At 51.4% G+C, this 17990-nt stretch carries 18 protein-coding genes, 1 tRNA gene and 2 pseudogenes; 16 read left to right on the forward strand and 5 right to left on the reverse strand.

What is annotated here, in order from left to right:
- Positions 1–3: 3 nt before the first annotated feature.
- The 7 genes from VI01_RS08220 (at position 4) to VI01_RS08250 (ending at position 5974) form a co-directional block, all read left to right on the forward strand.
- Complete coding sequence (locus tag VI01_RS08220; RefSeq protein WP_052696985.1) at positions 4–2526, forward strand: outer membrane usher protein; 2523 nt, start codon at positions 4–6, stop codon at positions 2524–2526.
- Positions 2527–2564: 38 nt separating this feature from the next.
- Positions 2565–3341, forward strand: a complete 777-nt coding sequence (locus tag VI01_RS08225; protein ID WP_045814755.1) for a fimbria/pilus periplasmic chaperone — start codon at positions 2565–2567, stop codon at positions 3339–3341.
- A complete protein-coding gene (locus VI01_RS08230; RefSeq protein WP_231638480.1) occupies positions 3298–3978 on the forward strand; it encodes a fimbrial protein in 681 nt (226 codons plus the stop codon). The genes VI01_RS08225 and VI01_RS08230 overlap by 44 nt, the downstream gene beginning before the upstream one ends.
- Entirely contained in the window at positions 3971–4489 is a 519-nt protein-coding gene (locus VI01_RS08235; protein WP_052696987.1) for a fimbrial protein, read from the forward strand. The genes VI01_RS08230 and VI01_RS08235 overlap by 8 nt, the downstream gene beginning before the upstream one ends.
- 9 nt (positions 4490–4498) lie before the next feature.
- Positions 4499–4984 (forward strand): fimbrial protein, encoded by a 486-nt coding sequence (locus VI01_RS08240; protein ID WP_045814757.1) that lies wholly within the window; start codon positions 4499–4501, stop codon positions 4982–4984.
- An 8-nt stretch (positions 4985–4992) separates the two neighbouring features.
- Positions 4993–5532 carry a fimbrial protein gene (locus VI01_RS08245; RefSeq protein WP_045814758.1) on the forward strand — a complete coding sequence of 180 codons (540 nt, stop codon included), beginning with the start codon at positions 4993–4995 and terminating at the stop codon, positions 5530–5532.
- 118 nt (positions 5533–5650) lie between these two features.
- Entirely contained in the window at positions 5651–5974 is a 324-nt protein-coding gene (locus tag VI01_RS08250) for a gamma-glutamylcyclotransferase family protein (RefSeq protein WP_045814759.1), read from the forward strand.
- On the opposite strand, the gene VI01_RS25825 is transcribed toward VI01_RS08250, so the two are convergent.
- The gene (locus VI01_RS25825) at positions 5966–6097 is read right to left on the reverse strand and encodes a hypothetical protein (protein ID WP_255353404.1); all 132 of its coding nucleotides are present in this window, start codon (positions 6095–6097) and stop codon (positions 5966–5968) included. The genes VI01_RS08250 and VI01_RS25825 overlap by 9 nt on opposite strands.
- Between VI01_RS25825 and VI01_RS25355 the strand changes: the two are divergent.
- The 3 genes and pseudogenes from VI01_RS25355 to VI01_RS08260 form a co-directional block, all read left to right on the forward strand.
- A pseudogene (locus VI01_RS25355) lies at positions 6090–6248 on the forward strand (oligo-beta-mannoside permease IIC protein); the annotation flags it as partial. The gene VI01_RS25825 and the pseudogene VI01_RS25355 sit on opposite strands and share 8 nt — an antisense overlap.
- A gap of 218 nt (positions 6249–6466) precedes the next feature.
- Positions 6467–7087, forward strand: a complete 621-nt coding sequence (locus tag VI01_RS08255; protein ID WP_369801869.1) for a glutathione S-transferase family protein — start codon at positions 6467–6469, stop codon at positions 7085–7087.
- Positions 7088–7097: 10 nt separating this feature from the next.
- Positions 7098–9140: a pyridoxamine 5'-phosphate oxidase family protein gene (locus tag VI01_RS08260; protein ID WP_045814761.1), complete on the forward strand. Its 2043-nt coding sequence runs from the start codon at positions 7098–7100 to the stop codon at positions 9138–9140.
- A 216-nt stretch (positions 9141–9356) separates the two neighbouring features.
- Here the strand turns inward: VI01_RS08260 and VI01_RS24810 are convergent, their stop codons facing one another.
- Together VI01_RS24810 and VI01_RS24815 are read right to left on the reverse strand one after the other, a co-directional pair.
- Positions 9357–9569 carry a cold shock domain-containing protein gene (locus VI01_RS24810; protein WP_071845591.1) on the reverse strand — a complete coding sequence of 71 codons (213 nt, stop codon included), beginning with the start codon at positions 9567–9569 and terminating at the stop codon, positions 9357–9359.
- Positions 9570–9928: 359 nt separating this feature from the next.
- Entirely contained in the window at positions 9929–10096 is a 168-nt protein-coding gene (locus tag VI01_RS24815; protein WP_071845640.1) for a YhfL family protein, read from the reverse strand.
- An 890-nt stretch (positions 10097–10986) separates the two neighbouring features.
- Here VI01_RS24815 and VI01_RS08270 point away from each other — a divergent pair.
- Positions 10987–11151: pseudogene (locus VI01_RS08270) on the forward strand (type VI secretion system tube protein Hcp); the annotation flags it as partial.
- A gap of 147 nt (positions 11152–11298) precedes the next feature.
- Here the strand turns inward: VI01_RS08270 and VI01_RS08275 are convergent.
- Positions 11299–11374 (reverse strand) — tRNA-Phe (locus VI01_RS08275).
- A 194-nt stretch (positions 11375–11568) separates the two neighbouring features.
- Here VI01_RS08275 and VI01_RS08280 point away from each other — a divergent pair.
- The 5 genes from VI01_RS08280 (at position 11569) to VI01_RS08300 (ending at position 15880) form a co-directional block, all read left to right on the forward strand.
- On the forward strand, positions 11569–12891 hold the full coding sequence (locus VI01_RS08280; RefSeq protein WP_045814764.1) for a PAS domain-containing methyl-accepting chemotaxis protein: 1323 nt from the start codon (positions 11569–11571) through the stop codon (positions 12889–12891).
- Positions 12892–12992: 101 nt separating this feature from the next.
- Positions 12993–14216, forward strand: coding sequence for a SpoIIE family protein phosphatase (locus VI01_RS08285; RefSeq protein WP_038644771.1), 1224 nt, complete (start codon positions 12993–12995; stop codon positions 14214–14216).
- Between the two features lie 11 nt (positions 14217–14227).
- On the forward strand, positions 14228–14779 hold the full coding sequence (locus tag VI01_RS08290; RefSeq protein ID WP_045814765.1) for a SiaB family protein kinase: 552 nt from the start codon (positions 14228–14230) through the stop codon (positions 14777–14779).
- 7 nt (positions 14780–14786) lie between these two features.
- The gene (locus VI01_RS08295) at positions 14787–15173 is read left to right on the forward strand and encodes a DUF1987 domain-containing protein (RefSeq protein WP_034828496.1); all 387 of its coding nucleotides are present in this window, start codon (positions 14787–14789) and stop codon (positions 15171–15173) included.
- Complete coding sequence (locus VI01_RS08300; protein WP_082082046.1) at positions 15170–15880, forward strand: GGDEF domain-containing protein; 711 nt, start codon at positions 15170–15172, stop codon at positions 15878–15880. The genes VI01_RS08295 and VI01_RS08300 overlap by 4 nt, the downstream gene beginning before the upstream one ends.
- Before the next feature lie 101 nt (positions 15881–15981).
- Here the strand turns inward: VI01_RS08300 and mrdA are convergent, their stop codons facing one another.
- Positions 15982–17859 (reverse strand): penicillin-binding protein 2, encoded by a 1878-nt coding sequence (gene mrdA, locus VI01_RS08305; protein ID WP_045814766.1) that lies wholly within the window; start codon positions 17857–17859, stop codon positions 15982–15984.
- Positions 17860–17990: the final 131 nt, after the last annotated feature.

Here is a 17990-nt window from a genome sequence, read left to right on the forward strand (position 1 = left end):
ATCATGCTGTTACATTTTCCGCGCAATGCGGCTTCTCTTTTTTTCATCACCGCAGTTGGGACAACATTATTCATCGGGAAATTATCGACCTCTAATGCTGCCAGCGATGTGCAGTTCAACACAGATGTCCTTGATCTCAAAGATCGAAGTAATATCGATTTAAGCCAGTTTTCGCGTAAGGGCTTTATTTTACCGGGAGCCTATACCCTCGCGATTGATCTTAATGCGAACACATTGCCTGAGCGTCAGATTCACTTTTATCCCGCAGAGAATGACGTTAATGAGACCGTAGCCTGCATTTCACCGGAGATGGTGGAACAGTTTGGCCTGAAAGAGACCGCATTGGTGGGCCTCACGTGGTGGCATAACCAGCAGTGTCTCAACCTGGACAGCATAAAGGGTATGGAAGCTCGTGGTGATTTAGGCAAGTCAGCGCTGTTCGTCAGTATTCCACAAGCTTATTTGGAGTACAGCAGCCCCTATTGGGATCCGCCTGCTCGCTGGGAAGAAGGCATTACCGGAGCGTTATTTGACTACAACCTCAGCCTGCAATCTCTGCAGCAAAACGGGGCTGGAGGCGGAAGCGGCACTCATTTATCGGGTAACGGCACGACGGGTGCCAACTTTGATGCCTGGCGTGTACGCGCAGATTGGCAGGCTCGCTACGATCGCCGCAGCGGCAATAATCATGAATCAGGAACGCAAAGCTGGGACTGGAGCCGATTCTACGCTTATCGTGCCCTGAGCAAACTCGGCGCCAGGTTTATCATGGGTGAGGATTACCTAAGCTCGGCCATCTTTGACAGCTTCCGTTTCACCGGATTCAGTCTGGTATCCGATGACAACATGTTGCCCCCTAACTTGCGGGGCTATGCGCCGGAAGTCAGCGGTGTCGCAAACAGTAATGCCCGGATTACGATCAGCCAGCAAGGCCGCATTATCAAAGAGGTTCAGGTCGCTGCGGGTCCGTACCGTATTCAGGATCTTGATAGTGCGGTGTCCGGTAATCTCGATGTGCGCGTTGAAGAGCAGGATGGCAGCGTAAAGCAATATCAGGTCAGTACTGCCACCATTCCCTATCTCACCCGACCAGGACAAGTGCGTTTTAAAACCGCCGTGGGTAAACCATCAGACTGGAAGCATCGTGTCGATGGCCCGATGTTTGCCACCGGTGAGCTTTCATGGGGGGTGAGTAATGGCTGGTCACTGTATGGCGGCGGCATTGGCGGAGAAGATTACAATGCCCTTTCCGTTGGTGTGGGCCGTGATCTGCTGGCATTTGGCGCCATTTCATCAGACGTCACGATGTCGCAAGCTAAGGTACCGGCTCAGGATACGCAGCGCGGAGGGTCTTATCGCCTGAGTTACGCCAAACGTTTTGATCAAACCGGAAGTCAGGTGACGTTCGCTGGCTATCGCTTTTCTGATAGCGGCTTTCGCTCCATGGCCGAATACCTGGATTCACTGGATGGTGATATCACCGCTGGGCGCAGCAAAGAGATGTACACCATCTCGCTGAATCAACAATTTGAATCGCTGAATTTGACCGCGTATTTGAATTACAACCATCAGACGTACTGGAACCAGCCAGCTAACGATCGTTATGACTTATCACTTTCTCGATATTTCGATCTTGGCCGCTTCAGAAACCTGAGTCTTTCGCTGACGGCTTATCGCAACAAATTCAATAACACCAATGATGACGGCATGTATATGTCGCTGTCATTGCCCTGGGGCGCCTCCGGAACGGTGAGTTACAACGGCTCATATGCCAAAGGGGATAACCGTCAAAGTGCGAGTTACTACAGCCGCGTGGGCGAGTCGGATTCATATCAGGTGAGTGCTGGAGTGGCTCGCCAGGGCGCGGATCTGAGTGGCTACTACACCCATAACGGCACGCTGGCGCAGGTAAACACCTCGGCCAGCTATCGCGAAGGTCAATATAGCGCCTTAGGTGTTTCCATGCAGGGTGGTGCAACCCTGACCCCTAAAGGCGGTGCATTACATCGCAGCAATATTATGGGCGGGACAAGGATGTTAGTGGATACCGATGGTGTTGCCGGTGTGCCTGTCGGCGGTTATGGCAATCCGGTTTACACCAACCGTTACGGTAACGCTGTGGTGAGCGATGTCAGTAGCTACTACCGCAACAGCGTGCGAATCAACCTCGATAAGTTGGCAGATAACGTCGAAGCCAGCCAATCCGTGGTGCAAGGTACGTTGACGGAAGGCGCGATTGGCTATCGTAACTTCAAAGTCATCTCCGGTGAAAAAGCCATGGCGGTGATACGCCTGGCTGATGGCAGTGCACCGCCGTTTGGTGCCACCGTGCTGAATATAAAAAACCAGGAAACGGGCATCGTTAATGATGATGGCAGTGTGTATCTGAGCGGAATCAATGCAGGCGATAGCATGACGGTGCGTTGGAATAATACAGAGCAATGCAAAATTTCTCTGCCAAAGAGTCTGCCTGAAAACATGATGAACAATCTATTACTTCCTTGCGAAGAAATCGCAAGCTTATAAATAAACTTAAACCAGTCATTTTATTTTGTAGGTTAATAATGAAAAGAAAAATATTACTTAATGTCTTCACTGCAACAGCATTGAGCTTTATTGCTCACTCGGTTTCCGCTGCCATTTCATTGGACAGAACGCGCGTTGTTTTTCCCGGCTCAGAGAAATCGGTGAGTTTGACCGTCAGCAACCAAAACACCGAATTACCTTATCTCGCTCAGGGCTGGCTGGAAGATGAGCAAGGTGAAAAACTGGATAACAGCAGCCCATTAACAGTGGTACCGCCAGTACAACGCATCGAGCCTAAAGCAGAAAGCCAGGTTAAAATTCAGGCTCTCTCCTCTTCTGAAGCCTTTAAAAAACTGCCACAAGATCGGGAATCACTGTTTTATTTCAACCTGCGAGAGATACCACCAAAAAGTGATAAGCCCAATGTATTACAAATCGCCCTGCAAACACGCATCAAAATGTTTTATCGCCCTGCTGCATTAGCAGAAGCGGCGGCGGCACAACATGCGTCGCCATTCCAGGAAAATATTACGCTAAGTAAAAGTGGTGATAAATATACCGTTATCAATCCGACGCCTTATTACGTCACGTTGATTGGTGCCAGCGCGAAAAAGGAAGGCGATGTTATTAAAGGATTTGATGCATTGATGGTTTCACCAAAGAGTCAGTCGGAATTAGGCGGGAGCGCCGCGGCGTTAGGCCCAACGCCGGTATTGGTTTACGTCAATGATTACGGCGGACAAACCGCATTGACTTTTAAATGCAGCGGTAATGTTTGCACTGTTGATACCAGCAAACGCGCAACGCCAAAATAATCAGGGAAGTGATCAGATGCGAAAAATAATCATCGCTGCACATTCAGTAACGGAATGTAGAAAGATTCAGGGATCCGCATTGCTGTCCTGCGCATTGCTATTTTCTTCAATGGCGCAGGCAGGTTTTGATGATGGCCTGGTGGATGGCAACTACGGTGTCATCCGTGCTCACGGCACTTTAACCGAAAGCGCCTGCCGGCTGGATATGCGTTCAGCCGATCAGTCTGTTGACTTAGGTAATATTGCCACGGGCAAGCTAAAGCTTCCGGGTGATAATGGCAACTTAGTCCCCGTTGCACTCTATTTGCATGACTGCCTGCGCACGTCATCGGCAAACCGTGATGTGAGAGGAAACTTAGTCTGGAGTGCCTCTCAGCCTGCAGTATCCTTCACTTTTACCGGAATAGAAGATGATGCGAACCCGCAGCTGATAAAAGCACAGGGCGTAGACGGCATGGGATTGCGCTTGAAAGATGCGTTTCGCCAAAACGTCGTACTTGGGCAAAAGGGTAAACCGCTGATATTGAAACCGGCCAGCAACGTAGTGATCTATTACATTGCTCCAGAGCGCACACGCGATAATCTGCGCGCCGGAAGTTATTCCGCCAATGTGAATTTTAGGTTGAATTATGATTAATTCACGTTCAAACAAAAGAACAAATGCGCTGCTATTGAGCAGCGCGTTGGCGATATCACTCGCCTCTATTCCTTTGACCGGTTCTGTGCAAGCATTTTCAACCACCGCCACGGTGAAGGTCAAAGTATTAGCGCCGCCCTGTATCGTTAATGGTAATCGGGATATACCGATTGATTTTGGCAATGACATTATTATTTCGCGAATTGATAGCCGGATTTATGAACGCTCAATACCTTATGTACTTGATTGCTCAGCAGCCACTTCAAAAGCGCTAAAAATGCAATTACGCGGAGGCGGTGCCTCATTCGACACCACCGTCCTGGGTACCAGTAAAGCCAATCTTGCGATTGAATTAAAAAGCAACGGTACCAAGATGGCGGTTAACAGTTGGCATAACTTCACCGACCCCGCAAGACCGTTACTTAGCGCGGTATTAGTCAAAAATCGCAGCGGCGCTGTCACAGGTGGGACATTTACCGCGACGTCAACGCTGCTGGTTGAGTATCAATAGGGAAGAACAATGAGATACGTCAAATGCCTTAAGGGACAGCAGGCAATGTTATTGGCTTGTTTATATATGGCGCTTCCATCAGCACAAGCAACAGATGTCACCTTTAAGGGCACACTTGTGGAATCTATTCCCTGCGAAATAAATAGTGGCGGAACGATTACCATCGATTTCGACACCTTAATTATTCGTGGTATCGATGGCGATAAATACCGTCGTCCCGTGCCTTATTCAGTGGCCTGCACGGGTACCGGAAGCGTACGTTTAAGCGTGCAAGGAACGCCAGCAAGCTTTGATAATACCGCTGTTGTGACTAACAAAAGTGGTTTGGGAATAAGGGTTGAGCAGAATGGTTCTCCGCTGCGTATAAACCAATATATTGCCATTAACCTTTTGCGCCCCCCCACCTTAACGGTTGTTCCTGTTGCTAATCCAGCAGCGTTGCCCGATGCCGGTGACTTTACGTCGCGAGCCACAATCATTGCAGATTACCAATAGGATTAACCATGAAGCGAATCATCACATTGTTAAGCATCCTATTCACGTTAAGCTGTGGAATGCTCACATCCTCTGCGGTCAAGGCCGCGGAAAACCTCATTATGCGTGGCAGCCTTGTCGATGCACCTTGTTTTATACGGCCGGGTGACGACTTAATTAAACTTGATTTTGAAGAGGTCATTGATAAGTTTCTTTATCGCTACACACGCACACCCAGTCGTCCGTTGCTTATTCATTTAGAGGACTGCGATGTCAGCGTATTTAAAGAAGTCGAAGTAACATTTCAAGGCACAGAGAATTCCTCGTTGCCTGGATTATTGCGCCTTGATGCAGGAAGCTCAGCACGCGGTGTTGCCATCGGCATTGAGGGTTTAGATGGATCTGCCGTGAAAATTAATAAACCTGCCCCGGCAAAAGCATTACAAGCAGGCAATATGGTGCTGGCATTCCAGGCCTATGTGCAGGGAGAGCCCGATGCCATTCTTAACCGACGAATTGGACATGGACAATTCACGGCGACCGCCACCTTCATACTGAATTACCTGTAAATCAAGTGACTGTAACGTCTGCTTTACTCAACAAGAAACGGGCAGACGTTACACGCCATTGGCTTACCTCGCCTCCCGCGATAGATTCAAGTCGTTTCCCTTATTACTGAGGTAGTTAATGCATAGTCTCTTCGTTTACGGCACGCTCGGTCCCGGCCGTCCTAATGCACATATTATGGAAAATATAGGTGGAAGCTGGCAGCAAGGTTATGTGCTGGGCAACCTGCGTGAAGCGGGCTGGGGCGCAGCAATGGGTTTTCCAGGTATTGAACTCTCTGCTGAAGGCACGCAGGTCAACGGCTTTGTCTTCAGTTCGGAAAATCTTCCGGCAAACTGGTCAATGCTTGATGAGTTTGAAGGCGAAGGCTATCAGCGTGTACCCGTTGAAGTGGTGCTGCAAGATGGCAGCACGCTTATGTCAGAAATCTACGCGCTAAAATAACGTAAGCGCCATTTCCAGCCGATCCAGCGCGCAGAGAATTCCATAGCTGCGCGCCTGCTGTTCATCGGGCAGCGGTAACCAAATATCAGCCTGACTCGCCAGATCCAGCTTCGATGGGCACATTTCCGGCACCGTGTTACAGGTGGTCAACCTGGCGATCTCGATGGTTATCTACTATCCGTTCTTCCGTGTATGGGATCGTTTGAAACAGCGCGAAGAACAGCAAAGCGAACAGCAGGCTCAGGCTGTGACAGGGAGTGCGGTGGTTTCCTAGTTCCCGGCCAACCCCTCTCGGCAATAGCGATACGCATGACTGCGCGCCCTGCAAATAGGTTTAACGATTTTGCAGGGCCGCCGTGTATCAGCACTGCCCGCCATTCTTCCAATTTCCGCAATAATGACTTCGCAAACCCGGCTATTCTGCTGCGTCACAGGCTATGACAACCTTTAGACAGCGTTTGGGATCACCCCATCCACCACTAAAGGACATTAATGATGAAACTCTACCACTTCCCGCTTTCTGGTCATGCGCACCGTGCACGTCTGTTCCTGTCCCTGCTAGACCTGCCGCACGAGGTGATTGATGTAGACCTCGCTAACGGTGAACACAAATCCCCGGCGTTTCTCGCCATCAACCCGTTCGGCCAGGTGCCGGTGCTGGAAGATGAAGGCGCGTATATCTCCGACTCCAACGCCATTCTGGTTTATCTGGCGAAAAAATCAGGCCGCAGTGAGTGGTTACCTGAAGATGCGCTGGGTGCGGCGCAGATGCAGCGCTGGTTATCTGTCGCGGCAGGTGAACTGGCTTATGGCCCTTGCGCGGCACGCTTGATTACCGTGTTTGGCCGCTCGTTCAACCCTGACGAAGTGATCGCCCGTGCACACACCATTTTGGCGCTGATGGATCAACATCTTACCGGGCGTGAATGGCTGGTGGGCGATCGCCCGACCATCGCGGATATCGCGCAGTACAGCTACCTGATCGGCGCGCCGGAAGGCAATGTGGATCTCTCTGGCTATCCGGCGGTCAATGGGCTGTTGCGCCGTATCGAAGCGCTGCCGGGCTTTGTTCCCTTCCCGCAAACCGCTGCCGGTCTGCGCAGCATCGCGTGAGTTAACGATCATGGGCGAGAAACTTCCGGTATGGCATGCAGGTGAAATAGCCCTGCAACAACAGGCGGGCGTAGCCGAACGCATGGCGGAAGTCGGCCAGCGCGTGATTCGCGACTACATGCCCGATCAGCATCGTGACTTCTACGCGCAGCTGCCGTTTATCGTGGCAGGCAGCGTGGACGCGCAAGGCGATGTCTGGGCTACGCTGCTGGAAGGCCAACCCGGTTTTATTTTCTCGCCCAACGCCACCACGCTGGATATTGCCGCACAACCTGATCCCCGCGATCCAGCTGCTGCCGGGTTCACTGACGGCGCACCGGTTGGCCTGCTCGGCATCGAATTGCACACCCGCCGCCGTAACCGCATGAACGGCGTCCTGAGCGCAATTGGCGGTGGCTTTCGGGTACAGGTAGAGCAGAGTTTCGGCAACTGCCCGCGCTATATTCAGCTGCGCGACTTCCGCTTTGCTCGCTCGCCCGATGAGCCTGTGACAGGTGAGATTGAAGTACTCAGCACGCTGGATCAGTCGGCCCTCACCACAGTTACCAACGCAGATGCGTTTTACGTTGCCACCTACAATGAACAGCAGGTGGATGCCTCGCATCGCGGCGGCAAACCCGGCTTTGTGCGCGTGAATGACGATGGCCTGCTGACCATTCCCGATTTTAACGGCAACCTGTTTTTCTCCACGCTCGGCAACATCCACCAGAACGGTAAAGCCGGGCTGCTGTTTATCGATTACCGCAACGGCGATACGCTGCAAATGACCGGTGATGCCAGCGTGATCCTCGATTCGCCGGAGATCGCTGCATTCCAGGGTGCCGAACGGCTGTGGACCTTCCGCCCGCGCCGCATCGTGCGCCGTCATGCCGCCCTCGCCTTGCGCTGGGAAACGGAAGCGGGCGGTATCTCACCGGCTTCAGAAATGACCGGCGACTGGCAATCGGCTGCCGAACGCCTGCGCGCCAGCGAACTGGCCCAGCGCTGGCGGCCATTCAGAGTGACGAAGATTGTTGATGAGAGCGCGTCGATTCGCTCATTTCATCTGATGCCGGATGATGGAGCGGGTTTGCTGCCGCATAAGGCAGGACAACATCTGCCGATTCGTGTGCAGTTGCCCGATGATGAGAAACCACTTATTCGCCATTACACCCTGTCCGTCGCGCCGTCAGACGATTTTTATCGCATCAGCGTCAAACGCGATGGCGTGGTTTCGCGCTATCTGCACGATCATTTGCAGGTTGGCGATCGGCTTGAAACACGTGCACCAGCCGGTGATTTCACCATCGATGCACAAGAGACGCGCCCAGCCGTTTTGATGGCGGCGGGCGTCGGCATTACTCCGATGCTGGCGATGCTGCGTCATCTGGTTTATGAAGGACGCCGCAAACAGCGCATGCGCCCGACCTATTTTATTCAGTCCGCGCGCCATAAAGCTGAGCGCCCTTTTGTACGAGAGTTAGATTCGCTGCTGGCCGCTTCACAGGGCGCATTCAAGCTGGTGCGTGTGCTGAGCCAGACGGATGAGGCGGAACAGGATTTTGATTACGATATCGCCGGCCGCATCGATATGGCATTACTCTCCCAGGTGCTGCCGTTCAACGACTACGATTTTTACCTGTGCGGCCCGCCACAGTTTACGCAGGCAATATATGACGGTCTGTGCAGCTACAATATCGCCGACCAGCGCATTCACGCGGAGGCTTTTGGTCCCTCATCGCTGCAGCGCCACAAAGATGAAGCTGATCCCGAACTGGCGCTGCCAGCGGTTGCAACTCATGACGTGCCGATTAAATTTATGGCATCACTGAAAGAGGCGCGCTGGACACCGCAAAGTGGTTCACTGCTGGAACTGGCAGAAGCGCGTGGATTAAGCCCGGAGTACAGCTGTCGTGAAGGGCATTGTGGATCGTGCAAAACGCGGATTCTAAAGGGAGCAGTAACCTACACGACTGCGCCGAGTGCCAGTGTTGCAGAGGGGGAGATATTAATCTGCTGCGCGCAGCCGGCACAGCAGAATGGCGATATCGAGCCGATTCAGCTCGAGTTATAACGCGGGGTTATCGTTCAGATACAGCGTGAGGACGTTACACGAAAAGTTGTGCAAACCTGCGTTTATGCAGCGATATTTTTAAGCTCAATCATCGTGGACTTGCAGAAAATGCAAGTCGCACCGTGAGGATTTTTTTGGCTGACATCAAATACTGACTTACGGTATTGAGAGCCCTGACACTGAGGACATCTCATAAAATAGGTGAACAAATTAATATTAGAGACCTGTAACATTGATTGCTGAAGGGCCTTTCGGTCCATCTTGTACGGAGAATTCAACATGCTGACCCTCTTCAAGGGAGCGGAAATCACTACCATTGATAGCAGAGAAATGCACGAAGACATCTTTGCTACCATTTTCAGGGGTAATAAAACCGAAACCTTTTTCAGAATTAAACCACTTTACTGTACCGAGAATTTTATTAGACATAATTAATACCTTTTCTTTTGCCGTGAGGCTGAGTGAACTGAATCGCAGAGAAAAATCAGGACTGAGATAAAACTCAAAGAGAAAGGCTTATTTTCGGCACTGACGTAGATGAGAGATAAACTGTGAACTAACTTTGAAACTGTCTGCAAATCAGACTGGAGTTCATTTACGCATGTCTAATGCAACATTGCAAGACAAAAGAAGAATAAACTTTCCATCTTTAAAGTTAACACTCTCAAAAATAAAATAAAACCACTTTAAAACAACACGATAGGAATTTATCTTTCAGATTTTTCAGGGTTGTTAAAGGTGTTGCGACCAGTTAACTGGCGTGACTGGCCGCTAATCTTCAATACTGATTATTTATCTACTGGCCCACAACCGCCAATAATTTTCGAGATAGAAACAGCCGGATGAAGCAGGTAATCGTAATCACAGTTCTTTTCTTTGTTGTACACGCTTCCAGTACATCCAGACAGCAGAGTCACTACCGCAGCGGCAATTGAAAACTTAATGAGCTTATTCATAATAACGCGTCCATTTGTTAAAAGTGTTTTGAAGGAGTTTATCGCTATTTACGTGCACTTAAAAATCAAGTCATCACTGAGAATAGCGAGCAACAGAACATAAGAACCTTACAGCGCTTATGCGATAAATTATTAATTAAACACATAACTAAAGACAATATTACCAACCATCTTATAATTACCATGATTTGATGAAATCTTCGTAGTAAAAACCTGACAGGCTCCATTAATGTCAGGATATCCTTCAGGTTGACAATATCAATCGTCAGCTTAATAGTTAATTACCACCTCAGGAAAACGGCTACGCAAGTGTTTATTTTTTCGCGATTAAAAATTATTCGGTACTCATACCGAATCTGGCCTTCAGACGATTATAACGTGGGCGACTATGCAAAAATGAAAACACGTTATTATTCTCACTGACTCTAAAAATTCATCATATGTAACATTACCCACAGTTATTACATGATTGTTAATTAGGGACAGGTAATGGCACTTCAGGGAACATTGATCCCAAATAGCGCAGACTACGCTCGTATCCGCCAGGCGTTTATGAACACTGCAATGGTGTCCGTAACAAGCCAGCTTTCTTTTATGGCCCGAGGATTAATTGAGGTTGTGGCCAATGGCTCAATTACTTGCCCTTAGAATCGCAAAATGCGTTTTCTTTATACTTATAACGCTTGTTGTGGGCAGATCGATCGGTTGTGCTGATACGTATATCTCTCAAGATTTCGCCCATAAGGTCGCCGTTTTTATCAGTGGCGAATCCAACATTGAAACCCTCTACGACGCCTATTTCTATATTGATTTTTCCATCGTGATGTCCAGCTCTACAGCTGTTTACTTAACAATCATGAAGTTAATTAAAAAAACAAAGAGAAAGTAGAATGCTATTCCCTCCGTATATGTGGCTGAAAGACGATAGTGGAGAAGATATTCGAGGATCTGTTGATGTTCAAGATCGTGAAGGCAGCATTGACATTATCGGCATGAGCCACGGCATTAACCTGCCGGTCGATGGTTCTGGCGGTAGAATTATCGTCAGCCGCAAAGCGCTCTGTATCTGGTGAGCTACTGCTGTGCATACCGTTAAAGCGAAGGAATCAAGATTAACGCTTTTGATGGAGTGAGTACGTGAAGGTGTTTTAGAAACCCACAAAAGCAAAAACCCAGCCATAAAGGCTGGGTTTTCAGAATGTTGGTGCCCGGACGCGGAATCGAACCACGGACACGGGGATTTTCAATCCCCTGCTCTACCGACTGAGCTATCCGGGCAACGGGGCGCATTAAACCCTACTCAGGCCGCACCGTCAAACGCTTTTCAGCAAAAATCCGCTGACTGCTGGCTTTTACAGCAACCTTCAGACCATCCGGTAAAAAATTTCTGCAATTACCAACTTTAGTGGTGAATTTTTAACCGCACCCGCCGATAACCGATGTGACGACAAATACCAATAATAAGGTCCACCATGTTTAGCACAATTACATCGGGAATCCTGTCACGCCTGGCGTGGCAGAAGCGCGCTCGCAGCAATGCAACGCTCAGTTCGTTGCAGGATGCGATTGCGATGGTTGAATTTACGCCGGAAGGCCACATTCTCACCGCCAATGAACTGTTCCTTGAACGGATGGGATACACGCTGAAGGAGATTGTTGGCCAGCATCACAGCATGTTTTGCACGGCTGATTTAGTCCAGTCCCCGCAGTATCGCGATTTCTGGCGCCGCCTGAACCGTGGCGAAGGCTTTAGCGACAAATTCCTGCGCGTGGCAAAACACAGCCGTCCAATCTGGCTGGAAGCCAACTATGTGCCGGTGCAGGACCGCAGCGGCCGGGTGATCAAAATCGTTAAGCTGGCGAGCGATATCACCGCACGGATTATTGATGCGCAAGAGCAGCGCGCCATGACCACCGCCATTGAGCGTTCGATGGCGGTCATCGCCTTTAACCTCAAAGGCGAAGTGCTGATGACCAATGACAATTTCCTTAAAACCATGGGTTATCGCAGTGATGAGGTGATTGGCGTCCATCACAGTCAGTTCTGCCCGCCGCAGATGCGCAACAGTGACGAGTATCGCCGCTTCTGGCACAAGCTGAATCAGGGCGAATATATCTCCGGCCAGTTTGAGCGCGTCAACAAGCTGGGACGCACCGTGTGGCTGCGTGCCACCTATAACCCGGTGTTCAATGAAGCGGGCGAACTGTACAAAGTGGTGAAATTCGCCACCGATGTCACTGCACAGGTGGAGAAGAACCATCTGGAGCGCGAGGCGGCACAGCAGGCGTATCAAACGGCGCTGCAAACCAGCGAGAGTACACGCCTCGGTGCCACAGTGATCGAAAACAGTGTGCAAACCATCAATGAACTGGCGGGCGAACTGCACGGTATTTCCGGCGATATCAGCAACCTCAGCGAATCCTCAGACCGCATTGGTGCGATTGTCGAGAGCATTCGCCGCATCGCCGATCAGACCAATCTGCTGGCGCTCAACGCCGCGGTAGAAGCTGCACGCGCCGGGCAACATGGTCGCAGCTTTGCTGTGGTGGCTAACGAGGTCCGTACGCTGGCGGCGAACATCAACCGCGCCACCACCGAGATCGAGAATATGGTGCAACATAATCACACTCTCGCCGAAAAAGCGTTGAAAGGCATCGAATCTAACCTGAAACGTGCCGATCATGGCGTCGTGTTAGCCAAAGAAGCGGGTGGCGTGATCTCTGAGATTCGCGGCAGCTCCAGCGAAGTGGTGCGCGCCATCAGTCATGTGGCTGAAGCCTTGAAAGAAGAGTGATTTTTGTCTTATCTCTTCTTCTATTGCACTGCTGTGACATAAAACTGTCATGGCAGTGCAGTAATCTAGGATAAATCCTAATCAATGCCAGAATAATTCTTATGCAGCTGCCTGATTTACGCGCAGGATTAACCTCCCTGTCGAGCCGTTCCCGTGCGCGTTCGCTGTGCATTGAGGTACCGTTTGTGAGTCCCGCCATGGATAACACTGCGGTCATGGCTTTGTTTACCGAACACAAAGATTTGATCGGTTTGCCGGTCATCGAGAACGGCACGCCGTTTGGCATGATCAACCGCCATATCTTCCTGTCACAGATGACGCGCCCGTTCTTCCGCGAACTCTATGACCGTAAAAGCTGCATCGCTTTTATGGACAAAGAGCCGCTGGTGATTGATGCCGATACCGAGTTGGATCAGGTGGCGCATCAGGTGGTGGCAACCGGTGATAAATCGGTCACCGACGGATTTATTTTGACCGAACAAGGCCGCTATATCGGCATCGGTTTGGGGATCGATTTGATCCGCACCGTCTCCGATTTGCAGGCGCAACAGCATCAACAAATTTTGCAGAGTATCGATTATGCACGCGTGATTCAGGACGCGATGCTTGATCGCTCAAAACAGCAAATGGCCCAGCAACTCAATGACTGGTGCCTGCACTGGCAGCCGCGCGATGGCGTGGGCGGCGACTATTATGCATTCCATCAGGATGAACACGGCTGGCTGGCATTGATTGCCGACTGCACCGGCCATGGCATTCCGGGTGCCTTTATGACGGTGATCCTGCAATCCGCGCTGGAAAACGCGCTGCAGAAAAACCGTCGGGCACCGTCCGATCTGCTGCAATCACTTAATCGTCATATTAAACAAACTCTTGGGCAGCTCAATGCCACGCAGCAAACGTCGCTCTCCAATGACGGCTGTGATGCTATCGCGCTACGCCTTGATACTCACCAACATCAACTCAGCTGGGCCAGCGCACGTATGCATGCGCTGTTACATCCGGCTGCTGGCGAAGCGGAATCGCTAAAGGCCGATCGCGTCGGTGTGGGTTACACCGATACGCCGCAGGATTACATCTGGCCGGAACATCAACGCACGCTGCATCCCGGCGATATGTTGTTGGTGATGACCGATGGCGTGACCGATCAGCCCGGCGGTGAACGCCATATTATGTTTGGCAAAAAGCGCATTCAGACGCTGGTAACACAATATCAAACCCTGCCGATGGACGAGCTGTCAGCGACCTTTGAGCGGGAATTTCTCAACTGGCAAGGCAACCAGCCGCGACGCGATGACGTCACCTGGTTTGGCTTCCGTTATTGAATGAGCACCCTATGAACTCAGGTTCAACCCTTAGCCGCATACCGCCAGAAAGCGTTGCACTGCACTATACTGGCTTCTTCTCGCCGCAGAACATCACCGCCATGGGCGAGGTGATTAAGGTCTTTCTGGAGAACCAGCAGGCGCCGGTGAAAGTGCGCCGCCGCTTGTTCTCCAGCTTTGTTGAAATCGTACAGAATATCCTGCGTTATTCGCAGGATAGCCGCGTCATGAACCACGCCGAGCAGGATTTTCGCTTTGGCACCGTTACGCTGCGCGTAGATGGCGACAACTACGTGCTGGAAAGCAGCAATCAGGTCGATGAAGTCGCCTGTGAGCAGCTGCGTTACTGGCTGGATTTGCTGCGTACCATGAGCAATGAAGAGATCAAACAGGCCTACCGCGTAGGTCTGCGAGCTGAGAGCCCTGCCACAAGCAAAGGGGCCAACATAGGATTACTGACACTTGCCCGCGATGTCAGTGAACCGCTGGAGTATGAACTGCGTCCGCTGGAGTCCTGTGGTTACGCCACGTTTTGGCTCAAAGCCACCATTCACCAGGATTGAATTGTTTATGCAAAACCTTGTTATTGCTGCCACAGAAAGCACTCCCGAGGTCAATTTTGACTTCGAAAGCGGCCAGTTTTCCCTGCGCGGAGAGTCCTGGCCAGAAAACGCCGCCGCCTTCTACCGTCCGTTGCTGGATGCGCTGGAAAGCTGGCAGCCCGCACAAAGCGGCCAGATCGAAGCCAATATTGCCCTGCGCTATTTCAACAGCTCCAGCACCAAAATGCTGTTCAGCCTGTTTGATCTGTTCAATCAGCTGGCGCAGAAAGGCCAGAAGGTTGAACTCAACTGGTTCTTTGATGAAGAAGATGATGTGTCTGAAGAGTTCGGCCAGGAACTGGCGCTGGACTTTACCGATCTGCAGGTCAATCTGCGAGCGGAAATGGCCTCATGATGGACCTGAATGAGCTGTTTCGCGAAGAGAGCGAGGTGCTAACGCACGCTCAGGATGTTGCGGCTCAGACCTCGCTCAGTGCAGACGATTATCGTAATGCGTTGCTGAACGTTAATCGCCACTATCAGCGCCTGATGCGCGAGACCTATCGCATGATCTCGCGCAGTGACCGTGCTGAACGCGAGCTGAACCGCGTCAATGAGCAGCTGCATCAACTGGCTCAGGAGCTGGAATACAAAGCCAGCCACGATCCTCTCACCGCTGTCTGGAACCGCGGTGCCATCATTCAGCGTATTACGAATACGTTGAGCAATGGCCCGGCGGCGCTGATCATTCTCGATATCGACCACTTCAAGAAGATCAACGATGAGTTCGGTCATCCAATGGGTGATAAGGTGATTTGCGGCCTGGTGTCGCGTATTCAGACGCACTGTCCGGAAGATGCCAGCATTGGCCGTATTGGCGGTGAAGAGTTTACCGTGCTGCTGCCGCACTACCGTTTATCAGACGCGGTGATTGTCGCGGGCGCAATTCACGCCTCACTGAACGCCTCGCCATTGGCGGTGCTGCCGGCTCAATTAGTCACGGCCAGCCTCGGCGTGAGCTACGGCAAACCGGGTTCTGATTTCGAAACCCTGTATAACAATGCTGATGCCGCGCTATATGATGCGAAAAACCACGGTCGCAACCGGGTTTTCTTCCGCTAGACGAGCCTTGTCGCGGCAGCATTTATAGCGCAGAGATTAGCATTACCGCTCAGGTTCGCGCGATAAATCGCACCGCAACGTTGGGTGCGGTCTCGCGCAAATTAATTTTTCTGCGCTGTTTCCACCGGCGGCTCAGACGGTGGCGGCAGGAAGATGTGATCGAGAATATTGCGCATCAACGGCGCTGCCGTCACCCCTTCACTTCCCCCGTTTTCCAGAATCAACGCCACCGCCACTTTCGGATCATTAAAGGGTGCGAACGCGGTATAGAAGATGTGGTCACGCAGGCGCGTCGGGATCATTTTCGCGTTGTAGACCTGGTTCTGTTTCAGACTGAACACCTGAGACGTCCCCGACTTCGCCGCAATACCGTAAGGCGCGGTGTGGAAATACTTATAACCGGTGCCGTTTGGTGCATTGGCCATGCCGAACATCGCATGACGCACCAGCGACCAGTACGGTGATTTTGGATCGCCAATCTGCGGCTGCGGCTCTTTCGGCTGATACAGCTGCTGCTCAGTGCCACGCTGCGATTTCTCCAGCAGGTGCGGATTAATCACCCGGCCATTGTTGAGCAGTGCCACCAGCGCTTTCACCATCTGAATCGGCGTAGCAATCCAGTAACCCTGCCCAATTCCCACCGAAACCGTATCGCCCTGATACCACGCGTGTTTATGTACTTTCTGCTTCCACTCACGGCTTGGCAGCAGTCCGGCATACTCTTCATTGAGATCGATGCCGGTCGGTTTGCCGTAGCCAAACTGGCTCAGCATGGTGTGAATACGATCGATGCCCATCATAAACGCCACCTGATAGAAGAAGCTGTCCGCCGACTCCTCAATCGCCTTGGTGACATCCAGCGTGCCATGCCCCGATTTTTTCCAGTCACGATATTTACGATCGGTGCCTGGCAGTGTCCAGGTCGGTGCGCCGAAGATGGTAAAGCTGGGGGTGATCACCTTGGTCAGCAGCGCGGACATCGCCATATAAGGTTTGACCGTCGAAGCCGGTGGATACAGGCCTTGCGTGACGCGATTGATCAGTGGCAGGTTTTTGTCCGCCAGCAACGTTTTATAAGCTTTGTAGCTAATGCCCTTCACAAACGGATTGGGATCGTAGCTGGGCGCAGACACCATCGCTAACACGCTGCCATCGCGCGGATCTTCGATCAAGGCCGCTGCACGCTGGCCCACCAGCTGGCTCTCAACGTACTGTTGCAGATGCAGATCCAGCGTCAGATAGACGTTCTGCCCGGCAACCGGCGGCACTTCTTTCAGCACGCGCACAATACGACCGTGGTTATCCACTTCCACTTCCTGATAACCAGTTTTGCCGTGCAAAATTGACTCGTAATAGCCTTCAATGCCCTGCTTTCCGATGTTGTGGTCGGCAGCATAGTTTTCGCCGACACCTTCGGCATTCAGGCGTTTGAAATCGTTATCGTTGATCTTGGAAACATAGCCCACCACATGGGCTAAATCGGCGCCATAGGGATACTCGCGGTCCTCATAGGTATCGATGGCCACGCCGGTGAAACGGAACTGATTGACGGAGAAGCGCGCCACCTGCTCATCGGTGAGTTCTGCTTTTAACTCGACCGGCTTATAGCGGCTGTTCTGTTTGAGTTCGTGCTCGAAGGTTTCAATTTCTTCCGGCGTCAGGTCGACAATCGGCGTCAGCTGCTTCAGCGTTTCCTGCATATTGTCGATTTTGTAGGGCGTCACGAGGATGTCGTACCAGGTGACGTTACGCACCAGCGGAATACCGTTGCGATCGTAGATCAACCCTCGCGTCGGCGCGATGGGGATCATTTTGATGTCGTTTTCATTGGACCGCGTCTGGTAATAGCTGTGCTGATCCACCTGCAGACGATACAGGTTAACGCCAAGGATAATGAAACAGATGACGACCAGAGCAAAAGCGACAAGCGCACGGCGGACAAACAGTTTTTCTTCAGCTTCGAAATTACGGAAATTCATCAGGGGGGCTTAGTCTCTTTGTTATCACGCTAATGATAAGCAGAGATTGCTTTAGAGCCAGCACGAAGATGCACAAGCCTGGGTAAAAGTGTGTCAGATGTTTACGAGGAGAGGTTCAGGTCGCCCTGAGT

Source organism: Pantoea sp. SM3, assembly GCF_000963995.1.
GTDB lineage: Bacteria > Pseudomonadota > Gammaproteobacteria > Enterobacterales > Enterobacteriaceae > Pantoea > Pantoea rwandensis_B.